Raw genomic sequence first — 25010 nt, forward strand, 5'->3', positions numbered from 1 at the left:
GCAAAAATCGAGGGGGATCCATCTTACTCGCAACCACCTCGTCATCCACCTCCCCCTTTTTACTCAGGCGAACGGCGAGCGACAGGGTTGCTCGGGTAAACTGCCGCCTGTCTGCCTTCTCGACGCGAGTACCTCCATGCCGATTCGCCACTGCATCGTTCACCTGATCGAAAAAAAGCCGGACGGCACACCTGCCGTTCTCCATGCCCGTGACTCGGAGCTGGGCGATTCACAGGCCATTGAGAACCTGCTGGCCGATCTAAACGAAAGCTATAACGCCAAGCAGGGCAAAGCCTGGGGCTACTTTCATGACGAATCGGGCGCCTACCCCTTTAGCGGTTGGCTGACGCAGTACATGGACGGCAACCAGAATTTCACTGCGTTCAGCCGGCAAGCCGTGGAACACCTGCAAAAGCTGATGGAGGAATCCAACCTTTCCACCGGCGGCCATGTTCTGTTCGCCCACTACCAGCAAGGCATGACCGATTACCTGGCGATCGCATTGCTGCACCACAGCAATGGCGTGACCGTTACCGACGCGCTGGATGTCGCCGAAGCCCGGCACCTGGACCTGGGTCAACTGCACCTGGCGACGCGGATCAATCTGTCCGAGTGGAAGAACAACAAGCAGTCCCGGCAGTACATTTCCTTCATCAAGGGGAAGAACGGCAAGAAGGTCTCAGAGTATTTCCGCGATTTCATCGGCTGCCAGGAAGGTGTCGACGGCCCCGGTGAAACGCGCACCCTGCTCAAAGCCTTCAGCGACTATGTCGAAAGCGAAGACCTGCCTGACGAAAAGGCACGCGAGAAGACCAGTGCGCTGGTGGGCTATGCCAGCAGTCAGGCCAAGATCGGTGAGCCCATGTCGCTGGAGGAGCTGTCCGGGGTCATCGACGAGGAGCGCCCACGCGCCTTCTACGATCACATCCGCAACAAGGACTATGGCCTTTCGCCGGAGATTCCCGCTGACAAGCGCACCCTGAGCCAGTTTCAGCGATTCACTGGCCGGGCCGAAGGACTGTCGATCAGCTTCGAATCACACCTGCTGGGCTCGAAAGTCGAATATGACGAAGCCCGCGACATGTTGATCATTCGCAACCTGCCAACGCAGCTGACCGATCAGCTCAAGCGGCGCAAGGGATAAGCCCTGAGCGACGACGCCTGTACGCGTCGCAGGCTCCTGAGGGTTGTCGGAAGCCGGAGCCAAGCACGCCGCTACGAAAATCTGTCTCCTCGCTGGAATGAAACGGCCATCTGCCAGTCAGATGGCTGCTCATCGCTGCTGCAACCCTGTACGACCCGCTACGGCTAAGGATTCACAATGGATTGGCTGCACCTGATTATTCTGTCCCTGGTCCAGGGCATCACTGAATTTCTCCCGGTTTCATCTTCCGCCCACCTGATCCTTCCTTCGCAAGTGCTTGGATGGCCCGACCAGGGCCAGGCATTCGACGTCGCGGTACACGTCGGCACCTTGCTCGCCGTATTGATCTGTTTCCGTCACGAGGTGATCGCGACCACCCGTGGCTGGCTTGCACACGTGTTCCGCCGACAGGTCAGCGCGGAAAGCCGTCTCGGCTGGGCGATCATCATCGGCACATTGCCGGCGGGCATCATCGGCTTGCTGCTGGAGGACTACATCGAGCAGTACACCCGATCGATGCTCTTCATCGCGGCTACGACCATCATCTTCGGCCTGCTGCTGTGGTACGCGGACGTCAAGGGCCGGCGTGTCGCCGAAATGGATCAGCTGACCTGGAAAAGCGCGCTGATTATCGGCTTTGCGCAAGCGCTAGCGCTGATTCCCGGCACCTCGCGCTCGGGTATCACCATGACTGCGGCCCTGCTGCTCGGTTTCACCCGGCAGACCGCAGCACGCTTCTCCTTTCTACTGTCGATACCGCTGATCCTCGCTGCAGGCGGGTTGAAAGCGGTCGAGTTAGCCCAGTCAGGTGAAGCCGCGCCGTGGAATGACATTTTCATTGGCGCCGCACTGTCGTTCGTTGCGGCGTTTCTCTGCATCAAGCTGTTCCTCAAGGCGCTCGACGCCTTGGGTATGCTGCCCTTCGTGATTTATCGCTTGCTGCTGGGTGTGACGCTGCTATTCATCGCGCTCTGACGAACGGATTAAGAAGGCCCGCGCAACGGGTTTGCGCGGGCCAGAAGCATCAACGGGCGTCGATGCGATAGCCGATGCGAGGGAAGTGCACATGGACGACGCCAGCACGCTCATCCTCACGTCGCAGAATCAGCTCTTCCACGCCAGCGAAGACCAGCTCACCTTCAACCGGATCGGTGCCGTAATCCACTGCGGATACGGTCACGGCCTGCCCCGCCTCGAATCCATTGGGCTCGGAGAACGGTTCATCCGGCAATTCCGCAGGCGTCGCGTCGCGAGCAATAGACACGGCCTCTTCCGCCGATAGCTCGGACAGCGAGCCGTGCCCCACTGCCAGCACCTTGCCAAGCCAGGCCGCCACGTCCGGATAGGCATCGACCAGCGGCGCGGTCACTGGTGTGCCTTTAAGGAACCAAAGGCAATGGGCGACAGCGAAGTCCGCCACGCAAGGTGCAGCACCAAGCAGAAACTCTCCGCTGCCACGCGCTAATTGCTGTTGCAGGCGCGCCATCAGGACCGGCCAATGATTCTTCGCCTGTTCAAGCGGAATGCGGGCCACCGAGCCGCTGCTGAACAAGGCGGCGCGGTCCTTGCTGAACACCTCGATGAACGCTTTAGGCACTTGAGCGAAACGCATGGCCATGGATTCCGGCTGAAACACCAGGCTCACGGCATGCAGGAACAGCACCGAGTCAGCCCACTGTGCCAGCGTCGCCGCAACGAACTCCTGCCCTTCGGGAAACAGCGCGGGTGTGGCTTTCTCGGCTTCGAGGCGACGCGCAATCAGTGCGGTATCGCAATAGATGTCGGCGCCGACCTGAAGCACCGGCGTACGCCGATAGCCGCCTGTCAGCGCCGTGAGATCAGGCTTGGGCATGACCGGAGGAATTTGCACCGAACGCCAGGACAGCTGCTTGAAACCCAGCATCAGTCGCGCTTTTTCGGCAAAGGGCGAGGTGGGATAGTGGTGCAGGATCACTTCGTGCATAGCAGGCTCCGCCAGTCGTTAGGTAGAACGGCAGCTTACCCGCGCGAACGGAGGCAGCCTACCCGTTCAGCTGATTGCCTGGACATTCACCGGGCCACTGCCGGACTGCACCGAAACCAGCGCCTCCTTGGCCGACTTTTTCATTTGCTTGATGGCGCGCTCACGCCGCAACGCGTCGCCCTTGCTGCCAAGCGTCTCGACATAGACCAGTGCCACCGCCGGGCTGGAATGGAAGAACCGCGCCCCTCGCCCACTCTGGTGAGCGGCAAAGCGGCGCTGTGCATCGTCACTGATCCCGCAATAAAGCGAGCCGTTGGCGGCGCGTACGAGATAGACGAACCAGGGTTTGCTAGCAACGGTGCTCATGTAGCAGGCTCTCGAGAAGATGGTTGGATTTTCCCGGGCCGCGCCTGCCAGGGCAAGGCTGCTCTTGCCAACCAAAAAGCCGAACGTGTGCAGCGTGGTCTCGAATCCGTCGCGTTTGAACGCTTCCGCAATGTTCCGACACAGTTGTCGTCAGCGAGCGACCGGCAGCCAAGCCGGGGGTGGCAATGGCTGCAAGGCTCGCCGTTTCGCCTAGCAAAGTCCGTCGATCCTGTCGAGATATGGTGGCGGTTCGCCTTTGCGTATACTGCGCCGATGTTTGCCCAAACTGCATTCCGCACTCGCTGCACCTCCTGGTTGCTGGCGGCCGGACTCTTCCTGATGCTCAGCAGCTGCGCTGAACCGCCCAGCGCACTCGAGCGAATTAAGGAGGAAGGCGTTCTGCGCGTGATCACCCGCAACAGCCCTTCCACCTATTTCCAGGATCGCAACGGCGAAGCCGGCTTCGAGTATGAGCTGGTCAAGCGCTTCGCCAGCCATCTCGGCGTCAAGCTGCAGATCGAGACCGCCGACAGCATCGAAGAAATCTTCACCCGCCTGAATCGTCCTGGCGGTCCAACCTTGGCGGCGGCCGGCCTAGTAGCAAGCGAAGGACGCAAGGACTTGGCGCGCTTCACCCAGCCCTACCTGGATGTCACCACTCAGGTCGTCTATCGCCGGGGTCAGCGGCGCCCTACCCAACCCGAAGACCTGGTCGGTAAACGCATTCTGGTGCTCAAGGGCAGCAGCCAAGCCGAGAAACTCAAGGCGCTACAGAGCGAATTTCCGGATCTTCGCTATGAGGAATCGGATGCGGTTGAGGTGGTCGATTTGCTGCGCATGGTCGATGAGGGCCAGGTAGATCTGACGTTGGTCGAGTCCAATGAGCTGGCGCTGAATCAGGTCTACTTCACCAATGCACGAGCGGCATTCGATCTCGGTGAGCAAAGCAGCCTGGCATGGATCGTTGGCAAGGGCGAAGACAACAGCGTGCTCGAAGCGGCCAACCAGTTCCTCACCCAGGCGCAGGAGAACGGAACACTGCAGCGCCTGAGAGAACGTTACTACGGTCACGTCGACGTGCTCGGCTACGTTGGCGCCTATGCCTTTGCCAAGCACCTGCAGCAACGTCTGCCGCGCTATGAAAAGGTATTCCGCGAGACGGCCAAGGAACACGGCGTCGACTGGCGTCTGCTTGCCGCCATCGGTTATCAGGAATCCCACTGGCAGCCCGAAGCGACCTCGAAAACCGGCGTGCGGGGGCTGATGATGCTGACCCTCAATACCGCCAAGGCCATGGGCGTGAACAATCGTCTCGACCCCGTCCAAAGCATTCGCGGCGGTGGAAAATACATCGCCAAGGTGCATGCCAACCTGCCGGACAGCATTGAGGAGCCGGACCGTACCTGGTTCGCCCTAGCCGCCTACAACGTCGGTGGCGGCCACTTGGAAGATGCGCGCAAACTGGCCGAAAGCGAGGGCCTGAACCCGAACAAGTGGCTGGACGTGAAACAGATGTTGCCAAGGCTGGCGCAGAAGCAGTGGTATACCAAGACGCGCTACGGATACGCACGCGGAGGCGAGCCGGTGCATTTCGTGGCCAACATTCGCCGCTATTACGACATCCTCACCTGGGTGACTCAGCCGCAAATGGAAGGCCAGCAACTGGTGAACAACGAGATACACGTTCCCGGCATAAACTCCACCGAACTCGGTGAAATTCTTCCGCCGCTCTGATCCTTCCGGCCCTCAGGCTCTTCCGATGGGGGCGAAGCTGCCTGCGGTATGCTCGGCCAGCACCTCAGCCGCCAACTCCACCTCCAGCCCTCGCCGCCCGGCGCTGACATAGATGCTCGGTTGCGCCTGCGCCGACACGTCAATAAACGTGCGTAGCCGCTTCTTCTGCCCCAGCGGACTGATGCCACCGACCAGATAGCCGGTCGCGCGTTGCGCCGCCATGGGATCGGCCATGTCGACCTTCTTCACCTTGCCCGCCTGCGCCAGCGCCTTGAGATCAAGCGAACCAGCAACCGGCACGACAGCCACCAGAAGCTCATTTTTTTCGCTGCAGGCGAGTAGTGTTTTGAACACTCTCGCCGGTTCGAGGCCGAGCTTCTCAGCGGCTTCGAGACCATAGGATGCCGATTTAGGATCGTGTTCGTAGCTGTGGATGCGGTAGTCGGCCTTGGCCTTTTTCAGCAGATCGATAGCGGGCGTCATGGCGAAAAGAATCGTCGAGGAAAGGTCGCTACATTAGCCAAAAACACAACGGCCCGCACAATGTGCGGGCCGTTGCTGTTGCGTCGCGGCCGGGTCGACAGATCGGCCCGCCACGCCAGCAGACAACCGGTCAGGCAACCTTGGTCCGGTACGCCACCCGCAACTGGCGGGCGGCAGCGACCATGTTGACCAGAGCCGCCTCGGTTTCCGACCAGCCGCGGGTTTTCAGGCCGCAATCCGGGTTGACCCAGAGCCGCTCGGCCGGGATTCGCTCGGCGGCCTTCTGCAGCAGCTGAACCATTTCAGCCGTGTCTGGGACGCGCGGCGAATGGATGTCGTAGACGCCGGGACCGATGTCGTTGGGATAGTCAAAGACGCGGAACGCTTCCAACAGCTCCATTTGCGAGCGGGAGGTCTCGATGGTGATGACGTCAGCATCCATCGAGGCGATCGCCTCGATCACATCGTTGAATTCGCTGTAGCACATGTGCGTGTGGATCTGCGTTTCGTCGCGCACACCGCTGGCGCACAGACGGAACGCATCGACCGCCCAATCGAGATAGTGCCCCCACTGGGCGCGCCGCAACGGCAGACCTTCGCGGAATGCCGCTTCGTCGATCTGGACGACTTTGATGCCCGCCGCTTCGAGATCACAGACCTCGTCCCGGATCGCTAGCGCCAGCTGCCGCGCCTGTTCCTCACGGCTGACATCCTCGCGAGTAAACGACCACATCAACATGGTTACCGGCCCGGTCAGCATGCCCTTCATGACCTTACGGGTCTGCTGCTGCGCATAGCGAATCCACTCCACCGTCATCGCAGCCGGGCGGCTCAGATCGCCGTAGATCACCGCCGGTTTCACGCAACGCGAGCCGTAGCTCTGCACCCAGCCGAAGCGGGTAAAGGCATAACCGTCGAGCTGCTCGGCGAAATACTCGACCATGTCGTTACGCTCGGCCTCACCGTGTACCAACACATCCAGACCCAATCGCTCCTGGACGGCAATTGCGTGACGAATCTCGGCGTGCATCGCCTCGGTATAGTCGGTCAGGGCCAGCTTGCCCTGCTTGAACCCCTGACGCGCCAAACGGATCGCTGGGGTCTGCGGGAACGAGCCAATGGTGGTCGTCGGGAATGCCGGCAGATCCAGCCGAGCGCGCTGCTTCTCGATGCGGCGTTTGAAGGCGGATTGCCGCTGGCTATGCCTGGGCTTGATCGCAGCCAAGCGCGCCTGCACGGCGGGCTTGTGGATCCGTGGAGACTCGGCGCGGCTCGCCTGAACCTCGCGGCTTTGTTGTAACGCGGCCTGTACCTGGGCATCGTCCGGTTGATTGACCGCTCGCGTCAGCACGGCAACCTCCGCGCATTTCTGCACGGCAAACGCCAGCCAGCTTCGCAGCTCAGCATCCAGTTGGTCCTCCCGCGCAAGGTCCATTGGTGCGTGCAGCAACGAACAGGACGGCGCGACCCAGAGTCGCTCGCCCAACCGCTCGGCAGCGTGACGAAGCACGTTCAAGGCTTTATCCAGATCGCACCGCCAGACGTTTCGTCCGTTGACGATGCCCAGGGAGAGGATTTTGTAGGCCGGCAGTCGATCAAGGATGACCGGGTACTGGTCCGGCGCACGCACCAGGTCGATATGCAGGCCATCGACCGGCAACGCCGCGGCCAAGCCAAGGTTGTCTTCCAAGCCGCCAAAATAGGTTGCGACCAGCTTCTTCAATGGCGCGCGCTGCAACAGGTTGTAGGCTCGCTCGTAGGCGTTCTTCCAATCTTGCGGCAAGTCGAGCACCAGGATCGGCTCATCGATCTGCACCCACTCCACTCCCTGCGCGGCGAGCCGCTCCAGCACTTCCCCGTAGACCGGAAGCAGTCGCTCGAGCAGCTCCAGCTTGTCGAACGCTTCCCCCTTGGCCTTCCCCAGCCAGAGATAGGTCAACGGCCCGATCAGCACCGGCTTGACCGCGTGGCCCAGGGCCCTGGCCTCTTCCACTTCCTCGAACAATTGCGTCCACGACAGCTCAAAGGACTGATCAACGCTGAATTCGGGGACCAGGTAGTGATAGTTGGTATCAAACCATTTAGTCATTTCCTGCGCTTGCCCACCGCCGCAGCACTGGTGAGTTACACCACGCGCCATGGCGAACAACGTCTCCAGAGTCGGCTGACCGCCGGCCGGACGAAAGCGCTCAGGCACAACGCCAAACATCAGCGAATGGGTCAGCACCTGGTCATACCAGGCGAAATCGCCCGCAGGCAGCAATTCAACGCCAGCATCTGCCTGCAGCTGCCAATGGGCCGCTCGCAATTCCCTACCGACCCGGCGCAGCTCGGCCTCGCTGAGGTCACCCTTCCAGTACGCTTCGAGCGCCTTTTTCAATTCTCGGTCGGCGCCAATACGTGGGAAGCCCAGGGAATGCGCAACAGCCATGACAATCTCCAATTCGTTCGTGTTCGATGAGCGAATTGTGACGGCCCGAGATCAATGAAACAAACTCACGCAACTACAGATCATCATTAGATATATTCATGTCATCGTTGCTGCCCCCTTTTTCAAACCGAACGGACCGAGATGCGATAAGCAGTCGCTACGCGCCGTCCAATCCCGGCTCGAACCTGCGGGTTGTCGAATGGCTCTGCCAGCACCCGATTCATGCTCATTGCCCTGCCAAGTTCATTCGAGATGTAGGCTCGACAACGATCGGCGCGCTGGGACACACTTCGCCGCCGCGATGAGATTTGCTCAAGTCACCTCAGTCTTGCTTTAGCTAGCACCCTCTCGAACCTAGGCCCCGCCCACGAAATAGCAGGAAGTCCCCAGCATGCTGGAAATACGCCACCTGAAAACGCTTCATGCACTGCGCGAAACCGACAGCCTGGTGGAGGCCGCCGAGCGGCTGCATCTGACCCAATCAGCACTGTCCCATCAGTTCAAGGAACTTGAAGAACGCTTGGGCTTGCAGCTGTTCGTGCGCAAGACGCGTCCCGTACGTTTCACCAGTGCGGGTTTGCGCCTGTTGCAATTGGCCGACAGCTTGCTGCCACAGCTGCGCAGCGCCGAGCGCGACCTGGCCCGACTGGCAGGCGGCACCGCGGGTCGCCTGCACATGGCGATCGAATGTCACAGTTGCTTTCAGTGGCTGATGCCGACCATCGATCAGTTCCGCGATGCCTGGCCGGAAGTCGAGCTGGACCTGGCTTCGGGGTTTTCCTTCGCACCGCTGCCGGCCCTGGCGCGCGGTGATCTGGATCTGGTGGTGACGTCCGACCCGATCGAGCTGCCGGGCATCACCTATGTGCCGCTGTTTACCTACGAAGCGCTGCTCGCCGTCGCCAACCAGCACGCCTTGGCATCCCGCTCGTTCGTACGCGCCGAAGACCTGGCCAGCGAAACCCTGATCACCTATCCGGTGGAACATGATCGGCTGGACATCTTCACGCGCTTCCTGGAGCCGGCTGATGTCGAACCGGCTCAGGTTCGCACCTCGGAGCTCACCGTGATGATGATGCAGCTGGTGGCTTCCGGTCGGGGCGTGTGCTGCGTGCCCAACTGGGCGTTGCATGAATACAGCGCTCGCGGCTATGTGACGGCAAAGCGCCTGGGCGAGAAAGGCCTGTTCGCCACGCTCTATGCCGGCATCCGTGCCGACATGCTGGACTCGCCATTCATGCGCGATTTCCTGCTGACCGCCAAGGACACCTCGTTCTCGACGCTTGAAGGGGTCAGCGCAGCGCCGAAGACGAAATAGCTCATTCCTGCCGATAGGGCAGCGCGTCGCGCGCGGCCTCGGCATAGCGCAACACGCCCAGACGTTCCTGCTGTAGGAACTCGCTGACCGCCGCACGCAGCCCCGGATGCTCCAGGTAGTGCCAGGAGCGCGTGATCACCGGTTCGAAACCGCGTATCAGCTTGTGCTCGCCCTGTGCTCCGGCATCGAAGCGTGACAGGCCGGCGGCAATCGCCTGATCGATCCCTTGGTAAAAGCAGGTTTCGAAATGCAGGCGATCAGAGTCCGCAAGGCTGCCCCAGTAGCGACCATACAGCTCGCCTGCACTGATCAGGCTGAACGCCATGGCCACCGGCCGCCCGTTCTGGCAGGCGAGCACCACCCGGATCGCCTCGGGCATCCGCTCGGCCAGCAGGCTGAAAAAGCTGCGAGTCAGATACGGCGCCTGGCCGCGCACATGGTAGGTATTGGCGTAACAGGCATAGACGAAATCCCACTCCTGTTCGCTGACTTGGTGACCTTCACGCCATTCGAACTCGATCCCCTGTCCCGCTACCTGCTCGCGCTCCTTGCGCAGCTGCTTACGCTTGCGCGAAGTGAGGCCGCCCAGGAAATCCTGAAAGTCGCGGTAGCCGCGGTTGTGCCAGTGGAACTGGCAGCCGATGCGCTCGAGCCAACCATCACGGCCCTGGAAAATCGCATCGGCGTCCGGCTCGGTAAAGTTCACGTGCAGGCTCGAATAGCCCCCTTCTGCCAAGCCGGCGGTGAGCTGGTCGAGCAATTGGCCCGCCGCCTCGCAGTCACCCAACAGCCGCGCACCGGTCACCGGCGAGAACGGCACCGCGCACAGCAACTTCGGGTAGTACTCAATGCCAGCCCGATGACAGGCGTCGGCCCAGGCCCAGTCAAATACGTACTCGCCGTTGGAGTTGGTCTTGCGATACAGCGGCATGGCCGCGCGCCAGCGCCCCTGGGCATCGACCAGCAGGCGATGCGCCGGGCCCCAGCCACTGCGGCCACCGACGCTGCCGCTGTCCTCCAGCGAGGCGAGAAAAGCGTGGCGCAGAAAGGGTTGCCGGCGGTCGAGCAGCGCATCCCAGCGGGCCGGGTCAAGGTTGGAGAGGGAGCGAATCGTCTGGATAGGCATGCGCGTCAGTGTGGCCCAGTGCGCAATCGAAAAAAAGCCCCGCGCAGGCGGGGCTCAAGGGAGCCTCAATGCAGCCTGGCGATCAGAACTTGGTGACCAGATCCAGCTGCAGGGTGTCGACACCGGTGTCATCCGCAAAGCCGTCCAGAGAATCGGTCTCGGCCATGAAATAGGTGGCGCCCACAGAGACGTTCTTGCCCAGGTCATAGCCCAGCTTGAACTTGTGGCCACGGGAGCCCGTCAGGCCAGCGGCGAAGTCGGAGTCGGTGAAAATGCTGACCACCGAGTCGCGCTGTACGTCGCGGTAGTTGTAGTCGAAGGCCAGCTTGTTATAGTCGGCGGTGAAGCCCGCCAGCCAGGCGGTATCCTGATCGCTGTCGGTGTCGGTGTTGACCACGTACTGGCCATAGACGGAAACGGGCACGGGCAGATTTTTCAGGCTCATCTGGGCGAAACCTTCCCAGAGCTGGAACTCGTTGGTGGTGTTGCCGAACTGCGTCAGCACGCTGGCAGCGTCGTCTGCCGTTTCGTTGTCGAACGCATAGAGGCTGCCGCCGAGCGTGAATGCCACCGAGTCGCTCAGGTCGAAATGCGCACCCAACTGGCCGGTGTACATCTGGGCATCGTGGCGGAACTCCACGCCCTCGCCATCGACGTTGTCCTCCATGTTGAAGTAGCCGGCGTTGGCGAACACGTCGAGACCACCGACCGGCAGGGTGTAGGTAGCAGCGAAGCCCTCGGGATTGATATCGCCATCCCAGATCACGTCGGCGACACTCACCCAGGGCTGGGGCATCTTGCCGCCGAACAGGTGTAGATTGTCGGACTCGCCCGGGTGCCAGTCGAGATAGGCCAGGTCCAGCCAGATATCTTTCTTGTCGAAGTAGTCTTCCATGGTCTGATTGGTGGAGCGGCGATCATCACTGCTGCCAGTGGCGATGCGGATGCCGGCGTCCACGTCGTCGTTGACCTCGGAGTAGAAGCCCAGGCGCATACGCAGGCGCTGACGGTTCTCGTCCTCCTCGTCACCGGTGCCGCCTTCGACGCTCACCATTTCTTGACGCAGGCGCAGATCGCCCTTGATCTTGGTCCTAGCGACCCAGCCCAGCTTCTCCTTGAAATCATTTGCTGCAGTAGATGCCGCCGCTTGCTCTCGCTGCTCCTTGGCCAGTTCAGCCTCCAGTTCGGCATGCTGGGTCGCGGTGATCGAGCCGTTGGCCCTGAGCATTTCAAGCAGCTTCGCATCGACAGCAGCGCTGGCTGGCGCACTGACAGCAAGCAACAAGCCGGTGCACAGCCCCGATGCGATCTGCTTGGAAACGGTTCGACTCATCAGAAATCCCCTCAATAAATTGACATCTAGGCACTCCTAGCCTGCTGGCTCGTTTGTGCTGGGGGAATCTTCGTCGCTCTTTGTTACCAGGCCGTGTCGCCGCGATGAAGGTTTTGTTTCGGAGGAGCTTTCAGCCAGGCTCAGCACAAGCTCTACGCCGGCATTGCGCTTGCGCCGACTGCAGGCCAAGGCTCGTCGTCAGTTCAAGCGGCCGTTTCTCATCACCCGCGCCGTATGCCCATGGGAGAGCCCGCCATGGCATAAAGCGCTGGCGTGGATCCAGGCGCCATCGAGGCCGATCGTGCCCAGCGTGAGCAGGCGGCTTTGAGGAAAATACGGCTATGTGGCGTAGCCACCGGATCTGCAGCGCCTGCAGTCGACGCTGACAGGCCCTGCTCCACCGCTGACGGCGCTGACGCCGGCAGCCATGCATTAGCGTTTACGCAGGATTACGCTGCCGATCGAATAACCCGCACCAAACGAGCTGAGCACACCGAGGCTGCCCGCTGGCAGATCGTCCTGATGCTTGTGGAACGCGATCACCGAACCGGCCGAACTGGTGTTGGCGTAGGTGTCGAGAATGACGGGCGCTTCTTCCGGACCGGCATCGCGGCCGAGCAACTTGCGCACGATCAGCTGATTCATGTTCAGGTTGGCCTGGTGCAGCCAGAAGCGCTTGACCTCGCTGACCTCGATTTCGTTTTCCTTCAGATGCTCGCCGATCAGCTCGGCCACCATCGGGCAGACTTCCTTGAACACCTTGCGGCCTTCCTGAACGAACAGCTTGTCCGGGTTGGTCATGTATTCCTCGGCGGCGCGATTGAGAAAGCCGAAGTTGTTGCGGATGTTGTTGGAGAACTCCGTCGCCAGCTTGGTGCTAACGATGTCCCACTGATAGCCCGAGGTGGCCTGATCGGCGCGCTCGACGATGACCGCCGTGCAGGCGTCGCCAAAGATGAAATGGCTGTCGCGGTCGCGGAAGTTCATGTGCCCGGTGCAGATCTCCGGATTGACCATCAGTACTGCCCGCGCCTGCCCCAGCTGAACCGAGTTGGCGGCATTCTGGATACCGAAGGTCGCCGAAGAACAGGCGACGTTCATGTCGAAGCCAAAGCCCTTGATCCCCAGCGCCGCCTGCACTTCGATGGCGACTGCCGGATAGGCGCGCTGCAGATTGGAACAGGCAACGATCACCCCGTCGATGTCAGCTGCGGTTTTGCCAGCCCGTTCAAGGGCTTGCTGAGCGGCCTTGACCGACATTTCGCAGAGGATCGACCACTGGTCGTTGCTGCGCTCGGGAATGCGCGGAACCATGCGATCCGGATCGAGGATGCCAGCCTTGTCGGTAACGAAGCGGCTCTTGATGCCGGACGCCTTCTCGATGAACGCCGAGCTTGATTCCGGCATCGGCTGGATGTCACCCGCTTCGATCGCTGCGGCATTTTCATCATTGAAACGACGCGAGTAGGTGTTGAACGACTCGACCAACTCGTCGTTGGAAATGCTCTGGGCAGGGGTGTAAAGGCCGGTACCGCTGATGACGACGTTATGCACAGTCGTTCCTCTCGAATATTGGCTGATCGTAATCGGGCGTCGGAACAGGAGCGAAGCCGGCCAGCGCCGATGCGATCGTTCATGCCGCGTCTGTTTATATGGCGGCTATTGTGCACGAAAACTGAACAGAATCTGCAGCTCAGCGCGTAAAAGCAGCCAAAGGTTATCGAGGCACGACGGCGGACATCGCTGCCGCCCAGAAGCCAGCAGGCTGGGCCTGGGCAGGCTTTCGGTTATCCTTGCGCTCCCCGCACCGCAGGAATGTTTCCCCCATGAAAGACCCACTTGCCGAACTGATCCGCTTGATCAGTTCGGGCTGCATGAGCGACGACGAGATCAACCGGCTCGCTGACGAAGCGGCTCAAGCCTATGCCGACCCACAGGCCTTTCTGCAGGCCAACCCGGACATCATCTACGACGATGACTTCCCCATCCCGCTGGGCGAATGGATGATCGTCGGCAGCCTTCCGGATACCGTGCTGTTCCAGGCCGACGATTACCAGGCGCTGTTCGAGCAGATTGTCGGTTCGTTCGGCCCGGACGTGGATTTCATCCTCAAGCCCAAGCAATTGGCCAAGACCGAGCCGTTGAAGGCACTCAACCGCATCCAGACCCAGCTCAGCAGCCTTTACCCGGAAAAAGGCGGTTACGTGCTGGTGGACTTCAGCGAGCCACTGGACGATGTGTTGCAGGCCGTACTCGTCTATACCTGCGACATCGAGCGGGTCATGGCCCTGGCAGTAGAAGTGGGTATCTACGCCGCGCCCGCGCTGGCGGCGCTACAGGCCCAAAGCCAGGCGTGAATCAGCGGCGGCGCAATGGTTCGAGCAGCGGCGACAGACCGTTGTGGTCGATCTCCTGCATCAGCGCCAGCAGCTGACCCAGATCCCCGGGCGGGAAGCCGACCCGGGCGAACCAGTTCAGGTAGTTGCCCGGAAGATCCGCGATCAGCCGGCCCTTGTATTTGCCGTAGGGCATCGTCTGGGTCACCAGGCGTTCCAAGTCTTCAGCTTTCATTGCAGCAATTCATCGGCAGATGGGCGGCAAATACTGCCATAGCCGATCTGGCCGTGCAGCCTTGCGCCCGTTTCGCACATTTGCGCGACCTATCGGTCGGATAGAAACGCAGCTGCCCGTGCAGACCGTTCGGCAGCTCGACGCGTCTGCGCCGCTGCGCCCAACCCTGAAAGCCGAGGACATCAAGATGACGGATCAACCGAGCCCCAAGCCCGAACTGGACGACGCCGCGCTGGCGTTCGCCGCTCAGGTTTTCGAAAGCGCCCGCAGCGGTGATGCCGAGCGCCTCACCGATCTGCTCGGTCGCGGCTTGCCCGCCAACATTCGCAACCACAATGGCGACAGCCTGTTGATGCTCGCCAGCTACCACGGCCATTTCGACGCCTCGCGCGTGCTGCTGGAGAACGGTGCCGATCCCCAGCTGCGCAACGACAAGGGCCAGAGTCCGCTGGCGGGCGCTGCCTTCAAGGGCAACCTGCAAATGGCGCGCCTGCTGCTCGATCAGGGTGCCGATGTCGAAAGCGCCTCGCCCGACGGCAAGACCGCCCTGATGATGGCGGCCATGTTCAATCGCAGTGACATTGTCGAACTCTTACTGGCGCGCGGCGCAGACCCAAGCCGGGCTGACATGAACGGCGTAACGCCTCTGGCCGCTGCGCAAGCCATGGGCGCCCAGGACACACCCAAACTGCTAACCGAAGCCGTTGCTGCCTGCAGCTGAGTTTCAGCTTCGCAGCGTCTGAACGACGTCTCTCCTGTACCCAACGCATCGCACATCGGACGGCTGCAGCTGTCAGTAACCGTGACCTGGCCAACCGCTGAGCTGGTCGCCCCCGTTCAAACAGAGGAGCACTCATGAGCATCGAAACGCTATCGATCGAAGGCATCGCCACGCCTGTGTCGCGTATTGGCTTGGGCACCTGGGCCATCGGTGGCTGGATGTGGGGCGGCGCGGATGACGACCGCTCCGTCACCACCATTCGCAGTGCCCTGGAACGCGGCATCAACCTGATCGACACCGCACCGGTGTACGGCTTCGGTCACTCCGAAGAGGTCGTCGGCAAGGCCCTAGAAGGCGTGCGCGACCAAGCGGTGATTGCCACCAAGGTCGCGCTGGACTGGAGCGAAGGCGGCCCGCGGCGCAATTCGACGCCCGCTCGTATCCGCCAGGAAATCGAAGACTCGCTGCGTCGGCTGCGCACTGACCGCATCGACCTGTATCAGGTGCATTGGCCGGACCCGCTGGTTCCCATCGAAGAAACCGCGGCCGAATTGGAGAAGCTGCGCCAGGAAGGCAAGATCCTCGCGATCGGCGTGAGCAATTATTCCACCGAGCAGATGGATACGTTTCGTAAAGCCGCGCCGCTGGCCTCCGTGCAGCCACCGTATAACCTCTTCGAGCGCGCCATCGAAGCCGACGTACTGCCCTACGCTCGGGATAACGGGCTGGTGGTGCTCGGCTACGGCGCCCTGTGCCGCGGTCTGCTTTCCGGGCGGATGACCAGCAGCACCACCTTCGATGGGGACGACTTGCGCAAGTCCGACCCGAAGTTCAAGTCGCCGCGCTTCGAGCAGTACCTCGCTGCAGTCGAGGCATTGAAAGCGCTAGCTCACGACCGTCACGGCAAATCCGTGCTGGCGCTCGCCATCCGCTGGGTGCTCGACCAAGGCCCGACCATTGCTCTCTGGGGCGCTCGTCGACCAGACCAGCTGGACGGCATCGACGATGCCTTCGGATGGTCGTTGAGTCCACAGGACCTGACGGACATTGATGCACTCCTCGCCGAGCACATCACCGATCCGGTAGGACCGGAATTTATGGCGCCGCCTAGCCGCAAGGCGTAACGCCTGTGGTTCTGCCTGAAGCTGCAGCGTTACTTCAGGCAGAACCAGAAACGACTCGCTTCGCATTATTCATGCACTGAATGGACACAAGCGGAACGATGTCGCGATAATCCGCGCCTTCTCGAACATGGACTAACCCCTACAGGGTCGGTCATCGACGAAGGATCGTTCCAACCGTGCGCGCACTGTCCGTTGCCGTGTCCCTTCTGTTCTTTTCCGTGTTGGCGCCGGCTGCGGAGCGCCCACTGCGATTCTCGGTCAGCGACAGCTCGACCATGCCCATGATTCATCTAGAGAACGGTCACCCTACAGACGGCATTCTTCACGACCTACACAGGCGCATCGCCGAAAAGCTCGGGCGTAAAGCCGAGCAACTGGTGATGTCACGAACGCGCATCCAGCCGCTGCTGGCCGAGGGCGCAGTCGATGTCAGCTGCTATATGAACCCGGCCTGGCTGGCGGTAGACCACGCAAGTTATCGTTGGAGCGTCCCGTTCATGACGCAGCGCAGCATTCTGGTGGCTCGGCCTGGAACACCTCCAGCCAAGCTCTCCAGCCTGCGCGGCCGACGGGTCGGTACGGTGCTCGGCTTCTTCTACCCGGAGGCGGATGCATCGTTTCGAGACGGCACCTTGATTCGCGACGATGCACGAACAGAGCACCTGGTGCTGGAAAAACTCGCTGCCGGACGTGAACGTTATGCGATCAGCACTCAGGTAGCACTGGATTGGTTCAATCGAGACAGACCTGTAGACCGCAGACTAAAGGCAATCGACCGGCTCTCGGAGTCCTCTATCCACTGCATCGTGCGTGATGAGACTGACGTCCCGGCCCGGGAGATACTTGAAGTCATGCAACAAATGCAGCACAACGGCGAGTTCGAGGCGATCCTGGCGAAGTATCGATAGCCGCTCGGCCTCGCATGTTCGACCTTGTTGCGTCATAAGCGCGCTCTGCCCCCTCAATCCTCAGACGAACTTCAACCTACGATCGCTGCCTACCTATTCGCGCTAATCCCGCTAGCCCAGTGCCGCTCAACGCAAGCGGCGCGTGTCCGCTAATCGACCCATCCCATTGAGGCACCGATGACCCAAGTGAACGCCACAGGCAAGTCGACATTCTCGGCGCGTGCCATATTGCTGATCGAGCTGGCCCTGGCCATGGGTGGGTTCGCCATCGGTACGGGCGAATTCGCCATCATGGGGCTGATGCCCAACGTTGCGCAGGGGCTGGGGATCAGCGAGCCGCAAGTGGGCCATGTGATCAGCACCTATGCCCTGGGTGTCGTGGTAGGCGCACCGCTGCTGGCGATCCTCGGCTCGCGGATGTTCCGCCGGCACCTGCTTTTGCTGCTGATGGGCTTTTTCGCTCTGGGCAATTTCGCCAGCGCCATCGCACCGGATTACCACTCGTTGATGCTGTTCCGCTTCATCGCCGGCCTGCCCCACGGGGCCTACTTCGGCGTGGCGATGCTGGTCGCCGCCTCAATGGTTGCACCTGACCAGCGAGCCAAGGCAGTCAGCCGCGTGCTAGCGGGTCTCACCATCGCCATGCTGATCGGCAATCCCACCGCCACCTGGCTGGGGCAATGGCTCAGCTGGCGCTGGGCGTTTGGTCTGGTCGGAATGATCGCGCTGCTGACGGTGTTGCTGGTGGCGATCTTCCTGCCGCTCGACCGCAACGAGCCGCGCAACAATCCGATGCGTGAACTGAGAGATTTCAATCGCAAGCCGGTGTGGCTGGCGCTGGCTATCAGTTCGATCGGTTTCGCTGGCATGTTCTGCGTGTTCAGCTACCTGGCACCGACCATGCTGGAGGTCACTGGCGTTAGCGAGAACTGGATCCCGGTGGGGCTGGCCGCTTTCGGTCTGGGCGGCATTGTCGGCAACCTCTTTGGCGGTTGGTTGTTCGACAAGCTGGGGTTCAAGGCTGTTGCCTGGCTGTTGCTGTGGAGCATCCTGGTCCTACTGATGTTCCCGCTCGCTACACACTCGCTGTGGACGATCTTCCCAGCCGCGTTTGCGGTAGGCACTATGGTGTCGCTCGGCCCGCCCCTGCAGACCCACTTGATGGACGTGGCGGGCGAGGCCCAGACGCTTGGAGCTGCGTCCAACCATTCAGCCTTCAATGTCGCCAACGCCCTCGGGCCGTGGCTCGGCGGACTGGCGATCAGCGCAGGGCTTGGCTGGACCTCGACTGGCTACATCGGCGCCGCTACCGGCGCCGTCGGCTTGCTGGTGTTCTGGTGGGCCTGGACCGCAAGCAGTGGAAGCGAAGAAACCAGGGGAGCCGCCACCGTCTGCGATTGAGCGAATGACCTCATCGAATCGTGAACTGGCAAAACCGAAACGCCTGCTGATTGACCCGCCAAAAAGCACCGCAAACAGCGCCATGTTCGGAGGGATATCGAGTCTCCCGCCACATGAGGTCAATCCTTCTACAACCGCGACGGGCCTCGGCGTCCCAGCAATGGGAGAATTACTGCAGCGCGTATTCGAATGTGCTGACCACGCGTAGACGCTTGCCCGGCGTGCGGCCGGTGTCCATGTCGCTGCCGTCATCATCGAGCACGCGGATCACGCCCTGGTTGGCGGTCTTCAGTTCACCAAGTTGCGCGCCGGCATCTTCGGCGAACTTTGCAGCCTGCTCGCGGGCGTTGCGGGTGGCGTCTTCCAACAGCCCCGGTTTGAGGTCGTTGAAGCCACGCAGCTGGTAGCGCGGGCCACTGAATCCGTTCTGTTCGGTATCCAGCTGGATGCCGGCCTGAATCAGCGGATCTACACCATTGGCAGCCTTGCCGACCGCTTCGACACGTGCCGATTTCACCAGCACCTGACCACTGCCGTTGAAGCGCAGGGCGATTTCCTGCGGCGCCCATTCGCGCGCCAGCAGGTCCTGAACCTGCAACGGGCGGACCTCGATCTCGTCGTCACTGAAACCCTGTTCGTGCAAAAACGCCACGACCCGACTGCGGTCCTCCGACAGGCCCTGCTGAACGCTGGCGAAGTCATTGCCGGCACGGCGGAAGCCAAGTGTCCAGACGGCAAAATCACTCGCCACGTTCCGCTCAGCCAGGCCTTTGACCGTCACCGAGCGATCCGCCATCCGGAAGCGCTCCACGCCCTGCCCCACGGACCAACCGGCGAAGGCCACCGCAGCGGCGATCAACAGGGCGGGCAGCAAACCGATACGTGCTGTAGTCACGATGAAGCTCCATTACGGATAAGAACCCGTGATGCTACTCCGCACTGGCGCTCGATGGCGTGTGGTTACCAGCGCAACGCTGCAATCTGTAGTAATGACTTGCCGTCGCTAGCCGCTTGCATGCCTCGCCCGCTGGCCGCTCAATGTCGATTCCCGAAGGAGACCTTCCCGCTGCATGTCGAAATTGCCATTTTTCCGCACCAGAGCCCGCACCTTTGTTTCGCTGATCGTCGCCGCAGTGTTCACCCTGCTGCCCGTCGGCTGCTCGATGCTCGAACAGAAAGAGCGCGAACTGGTGTTTCGCATCGAGCCCGGTACCGCCAGCTGGTACCGCGGCCTGCCAAACGGTGTGGATGAGCTGGAGTTAAGCGCGCCTGCATTCGGCGACAGCCAGAACATCCACGCCTGGTGGTGGCCAGCTGACGAGCGGGACGCACCGGCGATCCTTTATCTACACGGCTCGCGCTGGAACCTCACCGGGCACCTGTTCCGACTCGAACAGATACGTTCACTGGGCTTCTCCGTATTGGCAATCGACTATCGTGGCTTTGGCCAAAGCCTCGGCGAGCTGCCGTCGGAGGCCAGCGTATATGAGGATGCGCGTATCGCCTGGGACCATCTGAAAACCCTGCAGCCCGATGCGGACAAACGTCTGATCTATGGCCACTCGCTGGGTGGTGCAGTGGCGGTGGACCTCGCCGCCGAGCTGGGACGCGAAGCCGAACGCCGTGGCGAAGCGCCGGAAGCGCGTGCGCTGATCGTCGAATCCACCTTTACCAGCCTGGCCGATATCGCAACGGAGGTGACTGACACGCCCTGGCCAGTCCGCTGGCTGGTGTCGCAGAAATTCGATTCCATCGACAAGATCGATCAGGTCGGCATGCCGCTGTTACTGGTCCATGGCACGGCTGATCAATATGTGCCGGCGCGCTTCAGCGAAGAACTCTTCGCCGCCGCGCAAAACCCCAAACAGCTGCTGCTGATCGAGGGCGGCAACCACAACAACGCCATGCGCGTGGGCCGCCGCGCCTATGCAGACGCGGTCCGCCAGCTGTTGAACGAGCCTGCCGTGCACAGTGCCGATAATCAAACGCTCCCAGTCACCCAGGCCAACCGCAGTTAGCGCCGTTTTCGCCGCCAAACAGGCCTAAAACGTCGCGCTCAGCACGCCTCGCTGACTGAGGGTTGCGTCTCGCCCGACCAGGGATTGCGACCTTCCCCGATCCAGGCCAGGCTCGCCTGCCAGAAACCGTCTCGATGTCGCTCACGAAACAGGTCGAAGTGCCCGATCTGCTCCATGCCCAGTACCGCCGGACTCAGCTGGACCTGCTGCACAGCGGCATTGCGGTAGTAGGACAGCCCGCGGGCGATCGCCGGGGGCGTGCCGTACTCGTCGTCGCTCAGGCTCACCGCCAGGATCGGCGCGCTGATCGCGGCGAAGCGGCGTAGCACCTCGGCCCGTTCGTGCTCCGGATAGCTCTGTTCCAAGCGTGCCCGGCGGAATGCCCATTCGCGCGCGACGCCTGCGGGCAGGTCTTCCAGCCAGCCCAGTCGGCGGCCGGGAAAATATCCGCACAGCGCCGTCACCGCCGGCATGAACAGGTGCCACTTGGCAAACATCTGCCAGCGTTGCGCGGCGGCATAGTCGCGCCAGTAGGCATATTGCGCGCCCACACTGAGAAAACGATCGACCTCGGTAGCGGACTCGGCAAAACCCGGCAGAAAACCACCGATGCTATGACCGACGGCCACCAATGGCCCATCGGGATCACGCTGACGCATCCAGCGCACCGCCGCATCAAAGTCCAGATCGCCCCAGTCGCGCCAACGGATGGTCGCCTTTCGCAAGCTGGCCGGGCGTGACCCGCCGATACCGCGATAGTCATACGTCAGCACCGCATAGCCACGTTCGCGCAGGAAGCCGGCGTAGCGCGCGTAATACCGCGCCAGCACACCGGTGGCGCTGCTGACGATCACCGAGCCACGTGCCTGTCCCGGTGGCAGCCAGATTTGCGCAGCGAGCGGGTAGCCATCGCGGCAATGCAGAGAAAGTTGCTTGGGCATGGGCAGGTTTCATTCTGGAGTCTTCTACATCCTTGCCTACCGGAGCGGGTCTTGCCAGTGACCGGGCCGGTAAAACAGCCTGGCCGCAGCGAATTTGCCCTCCGATCACAGCAGTGTCTGGCTCGATACCGGCGCATAGCGCCAAATGTCGAACGCAGCGCTGGCTCAGCACCCGCTCAAGCGGCTAGTGTATCGCCGCCTTGCCGCTTCGCTTTGGCGAAACCCGTCTAGATCCAGCCGTTCGGCCCTTAACCGTCATCCGTTCACTGCGGCAAAAGCCGTTATCGGAGTTATCCATGCAAAGCGATCAGCTGATCGTGTTCGCCGTTCTCGCCGCCACATTGGGCCTGTTCGTGTGGAATCGCTGGCGTTACGACATCGTCGCCCTTGCCGCCTTGCTGGTGGTTACCCTGGCCGGCATCGTGCCGCCGGAAAAGGCGTTCATGGGCCTTGGCCATCCGGCCGTGATCACCGTTGCTGCGGTGCTGGTGCTCAGCCGCGGCTTGCTCAATGCCGGCGTGGTGGATTCGCTGGCGAGGCACCTAACCAAGGTCGGCGATCGACCCTGGATCCAGGTGCTGACGCTGTCCGGTATCGTCGCCTTGTGCTCGGGCTTCATGAACAACGTCGGCGCACTCGCGCTGTTCATGCCAGTAGCCGTCTGGATGTCGCGCCAGAGCGGCCGCTCGCCTTCCTATCTGCTGATGCCCCTGGCTTTCGGCTCTTTGCTCGGCGGCACCCTGACCCTGATCGGCACGCCGCCGAACATCATCATTGCCGGCTATCGGCGTGAAGTCAGCGAAGCGCCGTTCGGTATGTTCGACTTCCTGCCGGTGGGCCTCGCGATCACCCTCGTCGGGGTGCTGTTGATCGCTCTGCTCTGGCGCTTGACGCCTCGTCGCGAGGACCCGAGCGGTGAGCAGGAACTGTTCGAAATCAGTGCTTACTTGACCGAACTGCAGATTCCGGCCGACAGCAAATACGCTGGCCGCACCCTGCATGACCTGATCGCTGCGGGCGGTGACGAGGTCGATGTGATGGTCACCGGGCTGGTACGTGCCGGAAAGTACCACCGTATGCCGTCGACCTATGAAGTGCTACGCGACGACGACATCCTGCTGGTCGAAGCCGACTCTGACAGCCTGAAACGTTTTCTCGATGTGACCCACCTGCGCCTTGCTGCCGAAGCCGACAGCAAGGCGGAAGCCCGTGAAAAAGCCGAACAGGACAAACAGCTGAAACGGAACGGTGAGCCTGACAAACAGCCCGAAGCCGCCGATTCCAAAGCCGACCGCAACGCCGAGCGCGCACTGGCCGAGGCCATCGTGACTGCAAGTTCGTCTTTGATCGGTACCAGCGCCTCCGGTCTGGCACTGCGTGAGCGCCATGGCGTCAACATCCTGGCCGTGGCTCGCCAAGGGCAGCGATTGCAACAGCGGCTGGGCAAGATCCGCTTTGCCGCGGGCGACATCCTGCTGTTGCAGGCGCGTGAGGATCAGCTGCAATCGACACTTAACAGTCTCGGTTGCTTGCCGCTGGCATCGCGCGGCCTGCGGATCACCGCGCCTCGCCAGGTACTGCTCGCCAGCAGCATCTTTGCCGCCGCGCTGGCGCTCATTGCGCTAGGCATGGTGCCGTCCGCCGTCGCATTGGTGGGTGCCGCCCTGGCAATGATTCTGGTCGGGCTGGTCCCCACCGGGGACATCTACAAGAGCATCGATATGTCGATCGTCGTTCTGATTGCCGCGATGCTGCCCATTGGCGAAGCGCTGGAAAGCACCGGAGGCTCGCGCCTGATCGCTGATGCCCTGCTGGACGTTGGCCAGGCCGCCCCGCCGGCAGCCACCGTGGCGATCCTGATGGTGGGTGTGATGCTGCTGTCGAACGTGGTCAACAACGCCGCCGCCGCGGTGCTCGCCGCGCCCGTGGCGATCGCCCTCGCGCGCGGTATGGACGCCTCTGCCGACCCGCTATTGATGGCGGTCGCCATCGGAGCTTCCTGCGCCTTTCTGACGCCCATCGGGCACCAGTCGAACACGCTGGTCATGGCGCCCGGCGGCTACCGTTTCGGTGACTACTGGCTGCTCGGGCTACCGCTGTCGATTCTGGTGGTGCTGGTGGCCGTGCCCGTCATCCTTTGGGTCTGGCCGCTATAGCTGCATCCACGGCAGGCACGGATATCGGCGCACCGGCCACCGCACCCGCGGCGCGGCTCAACGCGTCTTGAGCCCATTCAGCAACGCCTCATGAAACACATCCGGCGCCTCGACCTGCGGTGAATGGCCCAGTTCAGGAAAAGGCACCAGGGTCGCGTCGGGAATCATCGCTGCGGCCTGCCGGCCAAGTTCGGGGTAGTCGCCCAGGCGTTGCGCGACGTCTTCCGGGGCCCGATTGGAACCCGGTGCGGTGCGGTCCTTGCCACCGATCAGCAACAGGGTCGGCACGCCCAGCGTGTCGAATTCGTGGATCACCGGCTGGGTGAACACCATGTCGGAGGTCAGCGCCTGGTTCCAGGCAACGATCTCTTTGCCGTCACCGGCGTACATCCCAGCGAGCATGTTCACCCAGCGGTCATAGCGCGGCTTCCAGCTGCCGTTGTAGTAGAACTTCTGCTGGTAGGCTTTGATCTTTTCGAAGTCGGTCTTCAACTCGCTCTGGTACAGCTCTTCGATTGGCGCATAGGGCACGCCCTTTTCTTGCCAATCCTCGAGCCCAATGGGGTTGACCAGCACCAGCTGCTCGACCGTCTGTGGATAGTTAAGCGCGAACCGTGACGCCAGCATGCCACCCATGGAATGACCGATCACCGTGGCCTGTTCGATGTCCAGCGACTGCAAGAGCGCCCGGGTGTTATGTGCCAGCTGCGCAAAGCTGAACTGGTAAGCCTCAGGCTTGCTGGAGCTGCAAAAGCCGATCTGATCAGGCGCAATGACTCGATAACCCTTCTGCGAGAGCACCTCGATGCTCTCCTCCCAGGTTGCCGCACAGAAGTTCTTGCCATGCATCAGCACGACCGCTCGCCCGTTGGCCTTGCCCGCGGGGGCCACGTCCATGTAAGCCATGGTCAATGGCTGGCGCTGAGACGAAAACTCGAAGCGCTTGATCGGGTGCGGATACTCAAACCCTTCAAGGTGCGGGCCGTAGGTCGGTTGTTGCTCAGCGTGCAGCGCAGGGACCAGAGCTAGCCCGGCGACGAACATCAGGGAGGATATGGCTCGTTTCACGCATCGACTCCTGGCAGGCGACCATTCGGCCGCGATGGCGTATGGGTCGTTGTGCGGAGCCGGCTGTTACCAACGTTCAGACAGGCGCCGAAGGCTCAAGCACAACGGTTTGCCTATCTGGGAGCACGAAACTGGAGGGAGGGTTCGGCGAGGCCGGTGCAAGAATGTTTCTTCGTGATACCGCGTCGCGCCAGTGACCAGACT

22 protein-coding genes are annotated in these 25010 nt (G+C 61.7%); 11 read left to right on the top strand and 11 right to left on the bottom strand.

Annotated features, from left to right (window positions below; genetic code table 11):
• Window positions 1-136 precede the first annotated feature (136 nt).
• Together yejK and RT21_RS09045 are read left to right on the top strand one after the other, a co-directional pair.
• The gene (yejK, locus tag RT21_RS09040) at window positions 137-1144 is read left to right on the top strand and encodes a nucleoid-associated protein YejK (RefSeq protein ID WP_046162476.1); all 1008 of its coding nucleotides are present in this window, start codon (window positions 137-139) and stop codon (window positions 1142-1144) included.
• 177 nt (window positions 1145-1321) lie between these two features.
• Window positions 1322-2119 carry an undecaprenyl-diphosphate phosphatase gene (locus tag RT21_RS09045; protein ID WP_046162477.1) on the top strand — a complete coding sequence of 266 codons (798 nt, stop codon included), beginning with the start codon at window positions 1322-1324 and terminating at the stop codon, window positions 2117-2119.
• Window positions 2120-2168: 49 nt separating this feature from the next.
• On the opposite strand, the gene RT21_RS09050 is transcribed toward RT21_RS09045, so the two are convergent.
• Entirely contained in the window at window positions 2169-3107 is a 939-nt protein-coding gene (locus RT21_RS09050; protein ID WP_046162478.1) for a glutathione S-transferase family protein, read from the bottom strand.
• Between the two features lie 66 nt (window positions 3108-3173).
• Complete coding sequence (locus RT21_RS09055) at window positions 3174-3473, bottom strand: GIY-YIG nuclease family protein (RefSeq protein WP_046162479.1); 300 nt, start codon at window positions 3471-3473, stop codon at window positions 3174-3176.
• A gap of 273 nt (window positions 3474-3746) precedes the next feature.
• Here RT21_RS09055 and mltF point away from each other — a divergent pair, with 273 nt between their 5' ends.
• Complete coding sequence (gene mltF / locus RT21_RS09060; protein ID WP_045431649.1) at window positions 3747-5207, top strand: membrane-bound lytic murein transglycosylase MltF; 1461 nt, start codon at window positions 3747-3749, stop codon at window positions 5205-5207.
• A gap of 12 nt (window positions 5208-5219) precedes the next feature.
• Here mltF and ybaK read toward each other — a convergent pair whose 3' ends face one another.
• Together ybaK and metE are read right to left on the bottom strand one after the other, a co-directional pair.
• A complete protein-coding gene (gene ybaK, locus RT21_RS09065; RefSeq protein ID WP_046162480.1) occupies window positions 5220-5690 on the bottom strand; it encodes a Cys-tRNA(Pro) deacylase in 471 nt (156 codons plus the stop codon).
• 130 nt (window positions 5691-5820) lie between these two features.
• Complete coding sequence (metE, locus tag RT21_RS09070; protein WP_046162481.1) at window positions 5821-8121, bottom strand: 5-methyltetrahydropteroyltriglutamate--homocysteine S-methyltransferase; 2301 nt, start codon at window positions 8119-8121, stop codon at window positions 5821-5823.
• Between the two features lie 391 nt (window positions 8122-8512).
• On the opposite strand from metE, the gene metR reads away from it, so the two are divergent.
• Complete coding sequence (gene metR, locus RT21_RS09075) at window positions 8513-9439, top strand: transcriptional regulator MetR (protein WP_046162482.1); 927 nt, start codon at window positions 8513-8515, stop codon at window positions 9437-9439.
• A gap of 1 nt (window position 9440) precedes the next feature.
• On the opposite strand, the gene RT21_RS09080 is transcribed toward metR, so the two are convergent.
• From RT21_RS09080 to RT21_RS09090, 3 genes are all read right to left on the bottom strand, one after another.
• Complete coding sequence (locus tag RT21_RS09080) at window positions 9441-10565, bottom strand: GNAT family N-acetyltransferase (protein ID WP_046162483.1); 1125 nt, start codon at window positions 10563-10565, stop codon at window positions 9441-9443.
• 82 nt (window positions 10566-10647) lie between these two features.
• Window positions 10648-11898 (bottom strand): putative porin, encoded by a 1251-nt coding sequence (locus RT21_RS09085; protein WP_046162484.1) that lies wholly within the window; start codon window positions 11896-11898, stop codon window positions 10648-10650.
• 432 nt (window positions 11899-12330) lie between these two features.
• Window positions 12331-13452 carry a beta-ketoacyl-ACP synthase III gene (locus tag RT21_RS09090; protein ID WP_046162485.1) on the bottom strand — a complete coding sequence of 374 codons (1122 nt, stop codon included), beginning with the start codon at window positions 13450-13452 and terminating at the stop codon, window positions 12331-12333.
• A 272-nt stretch (window positions 13453-13724) separates the two neighbouring features.
• Between RT21_RS09090 and RT21_RS09095 the strand changes: the two genes are divergently transcribed.
• Complete coding sequence (locus tag RT21_RS09095) at window positions 13725-14255, top strand: hypothetical protein (RefSeq protein ID WP_046162486.1); 531 nt, start codon at window positions 13725-13727, stop codon at window positions 14253-14255.
• Between the two features lies 1 nt (window position 14256).
• Here the strand turns inward: RT21_RS09095 and RT21_RS09100 are convergent, their stop codons facing one another.
• Window positions 14257-14469, bottom strand: a complete 213-nt coding sequence (locus RT21_RS09100; protein WP_046162487.1) for a DUF3820 family protein — start codon at window positions 14467-14469, stop codon at window positions 14257-14259.
• Window positions 14470-14656: 187 nt separating this feature from the next.
• Between RT21_RS09100 and RT21_RS09105 the strand changes: the two genes are divergently transcribed.
• From RT21_RS09105 to RT21_RS09120, 4 genes are all read left to right on the top strand, one after another.
• The gene (locus tag RT21_RS09105; protein ID WP_046162650.1) at window positions 14657-15190 is read left to right on the top strand and encodes an ankyrin repeat domain-containing protein; all 534 of its coding nucleotides are present in this window, start codon (window positions 14657-14659) and stop codon (window positions 15188-15190) included.
• Window positions 15191-15324: 134 nt separating this feature from the next.
• Window positions 15325-16314: an aldo/keto reductase gene (locus tag RT21_RS09110; RefSeq protein WP_046162488.1), complete on the top strand. Its 990-nt coding sequence runs from the start codon at window positions 15325-15327 to the stop codon at window positions 16312-16314.
• A 176-nt stretch (window positions 16315-16490) separates the two neighbouring features.
• Window positions 16491-17222: a substrate-binding periplasmic protein gene (locus tag RT21_RS09115; protein ID WP_046162489.1), complete on the top strand. Its 732-nt coding sequence runs from the start codon at window positions 16491-16493 to the stop codon at window positions 17220-17222.
• A gap of 177 nt (window positions 17223-17399) precedes the next feature.
• Window positions 17400-18623, top strand: coding sequence for an MFS transporter (locus RT21_RS09120; RefSeq protein ID WP_046162490.1), 1224 nt, complete (start codon window positions 17400-17402; stop codon window positions 18621-18623).
• Between the two features lie 169 nt (window positions 18624-18792).
• On the opposite strand, the gene RT21_RS09125 is transcribed toward RT21_RS09120, so the two are convergent.
• Complete coding sequence (locus tag RT21_RS09125) at window positions 18793-19518, bottom strand: SIMPL domain-containing protein (RefSeq protein WP_046162491.1); 726 nt, start codon at window positions 19516-19518, stop codon at window positions 18793-18795.
• Window positions 19519-19693: 175 nt separating this feature from the next.
• Here RT21_RS09125 and RT21_RS09130 point away from each other — a divergent pair, with 175 nt between their 5' ends.
• Window positions 19694-20641 (top strand): alpha/beta hydrolase, encoded by a 948-nt coding sequence (locus tag RT21_RS09130; RefSeq protein ID WP_046162492.1) that lies wholly within the window; start codon window positions 19694-19696, stop codon window positions 20639-20641.
• Window positions 20642-20679: 38 nt separating this feature from the next.
• On the opposite strand, the gene RT21_RS09135 is transcribed toward RT21_RS09130, so the two are convergent.
• A complete protein-coding gene (locus RT21_RS09135; protein ID WP_046162493.1) occupies window positions 20680-21582 on the bottom strand; it encodes an alpha/beta hydrolase family protein in 903 nt (300 codons plus the stop codon).
• Between the two features lie 296 nt (window positions 21583-21878).
• On the opposite strand from RT21_RS09135, the gene RT21_RS09140 reads away from it, so the two are divergent.
• Entirely contained in the window at window positions 21879-23738 is a 1860-nt protein-coding gene (locus RT21_RS09140; RefSeq protein ID WP_046162494.1) for an SLC13 family permease, read from the top strand.
• A 57-nt stretch (window positions 23739-23795) separates the two neighbouring features.
• Here RT21_RS09140 and RT21_RS09145 read toward each other — a convergent pair whose 3' ends face one another.
• Window positions 23796-24806 (bottom strand): alpha/beta fold hydrolase, encoded by a 1011-nt coding sequence (locus tag RT21_RS09145; protein ID WP_046162495.1) that lies wholly within the window; start codon window positions 24804-24806, stop codon window positions 23796-23798.
• Window positions 24807-25010 lie beyond the last annotated feature (204 nt).

The organism is Pseudomonas sp. 10B238 (assembly GCF_000970615.1).
GTDB lineage: Bacteria > Pseudomonadota > Gammaproteobacteria > Pseudomonadales > Pseudomonadaceae > Stutzerimonas.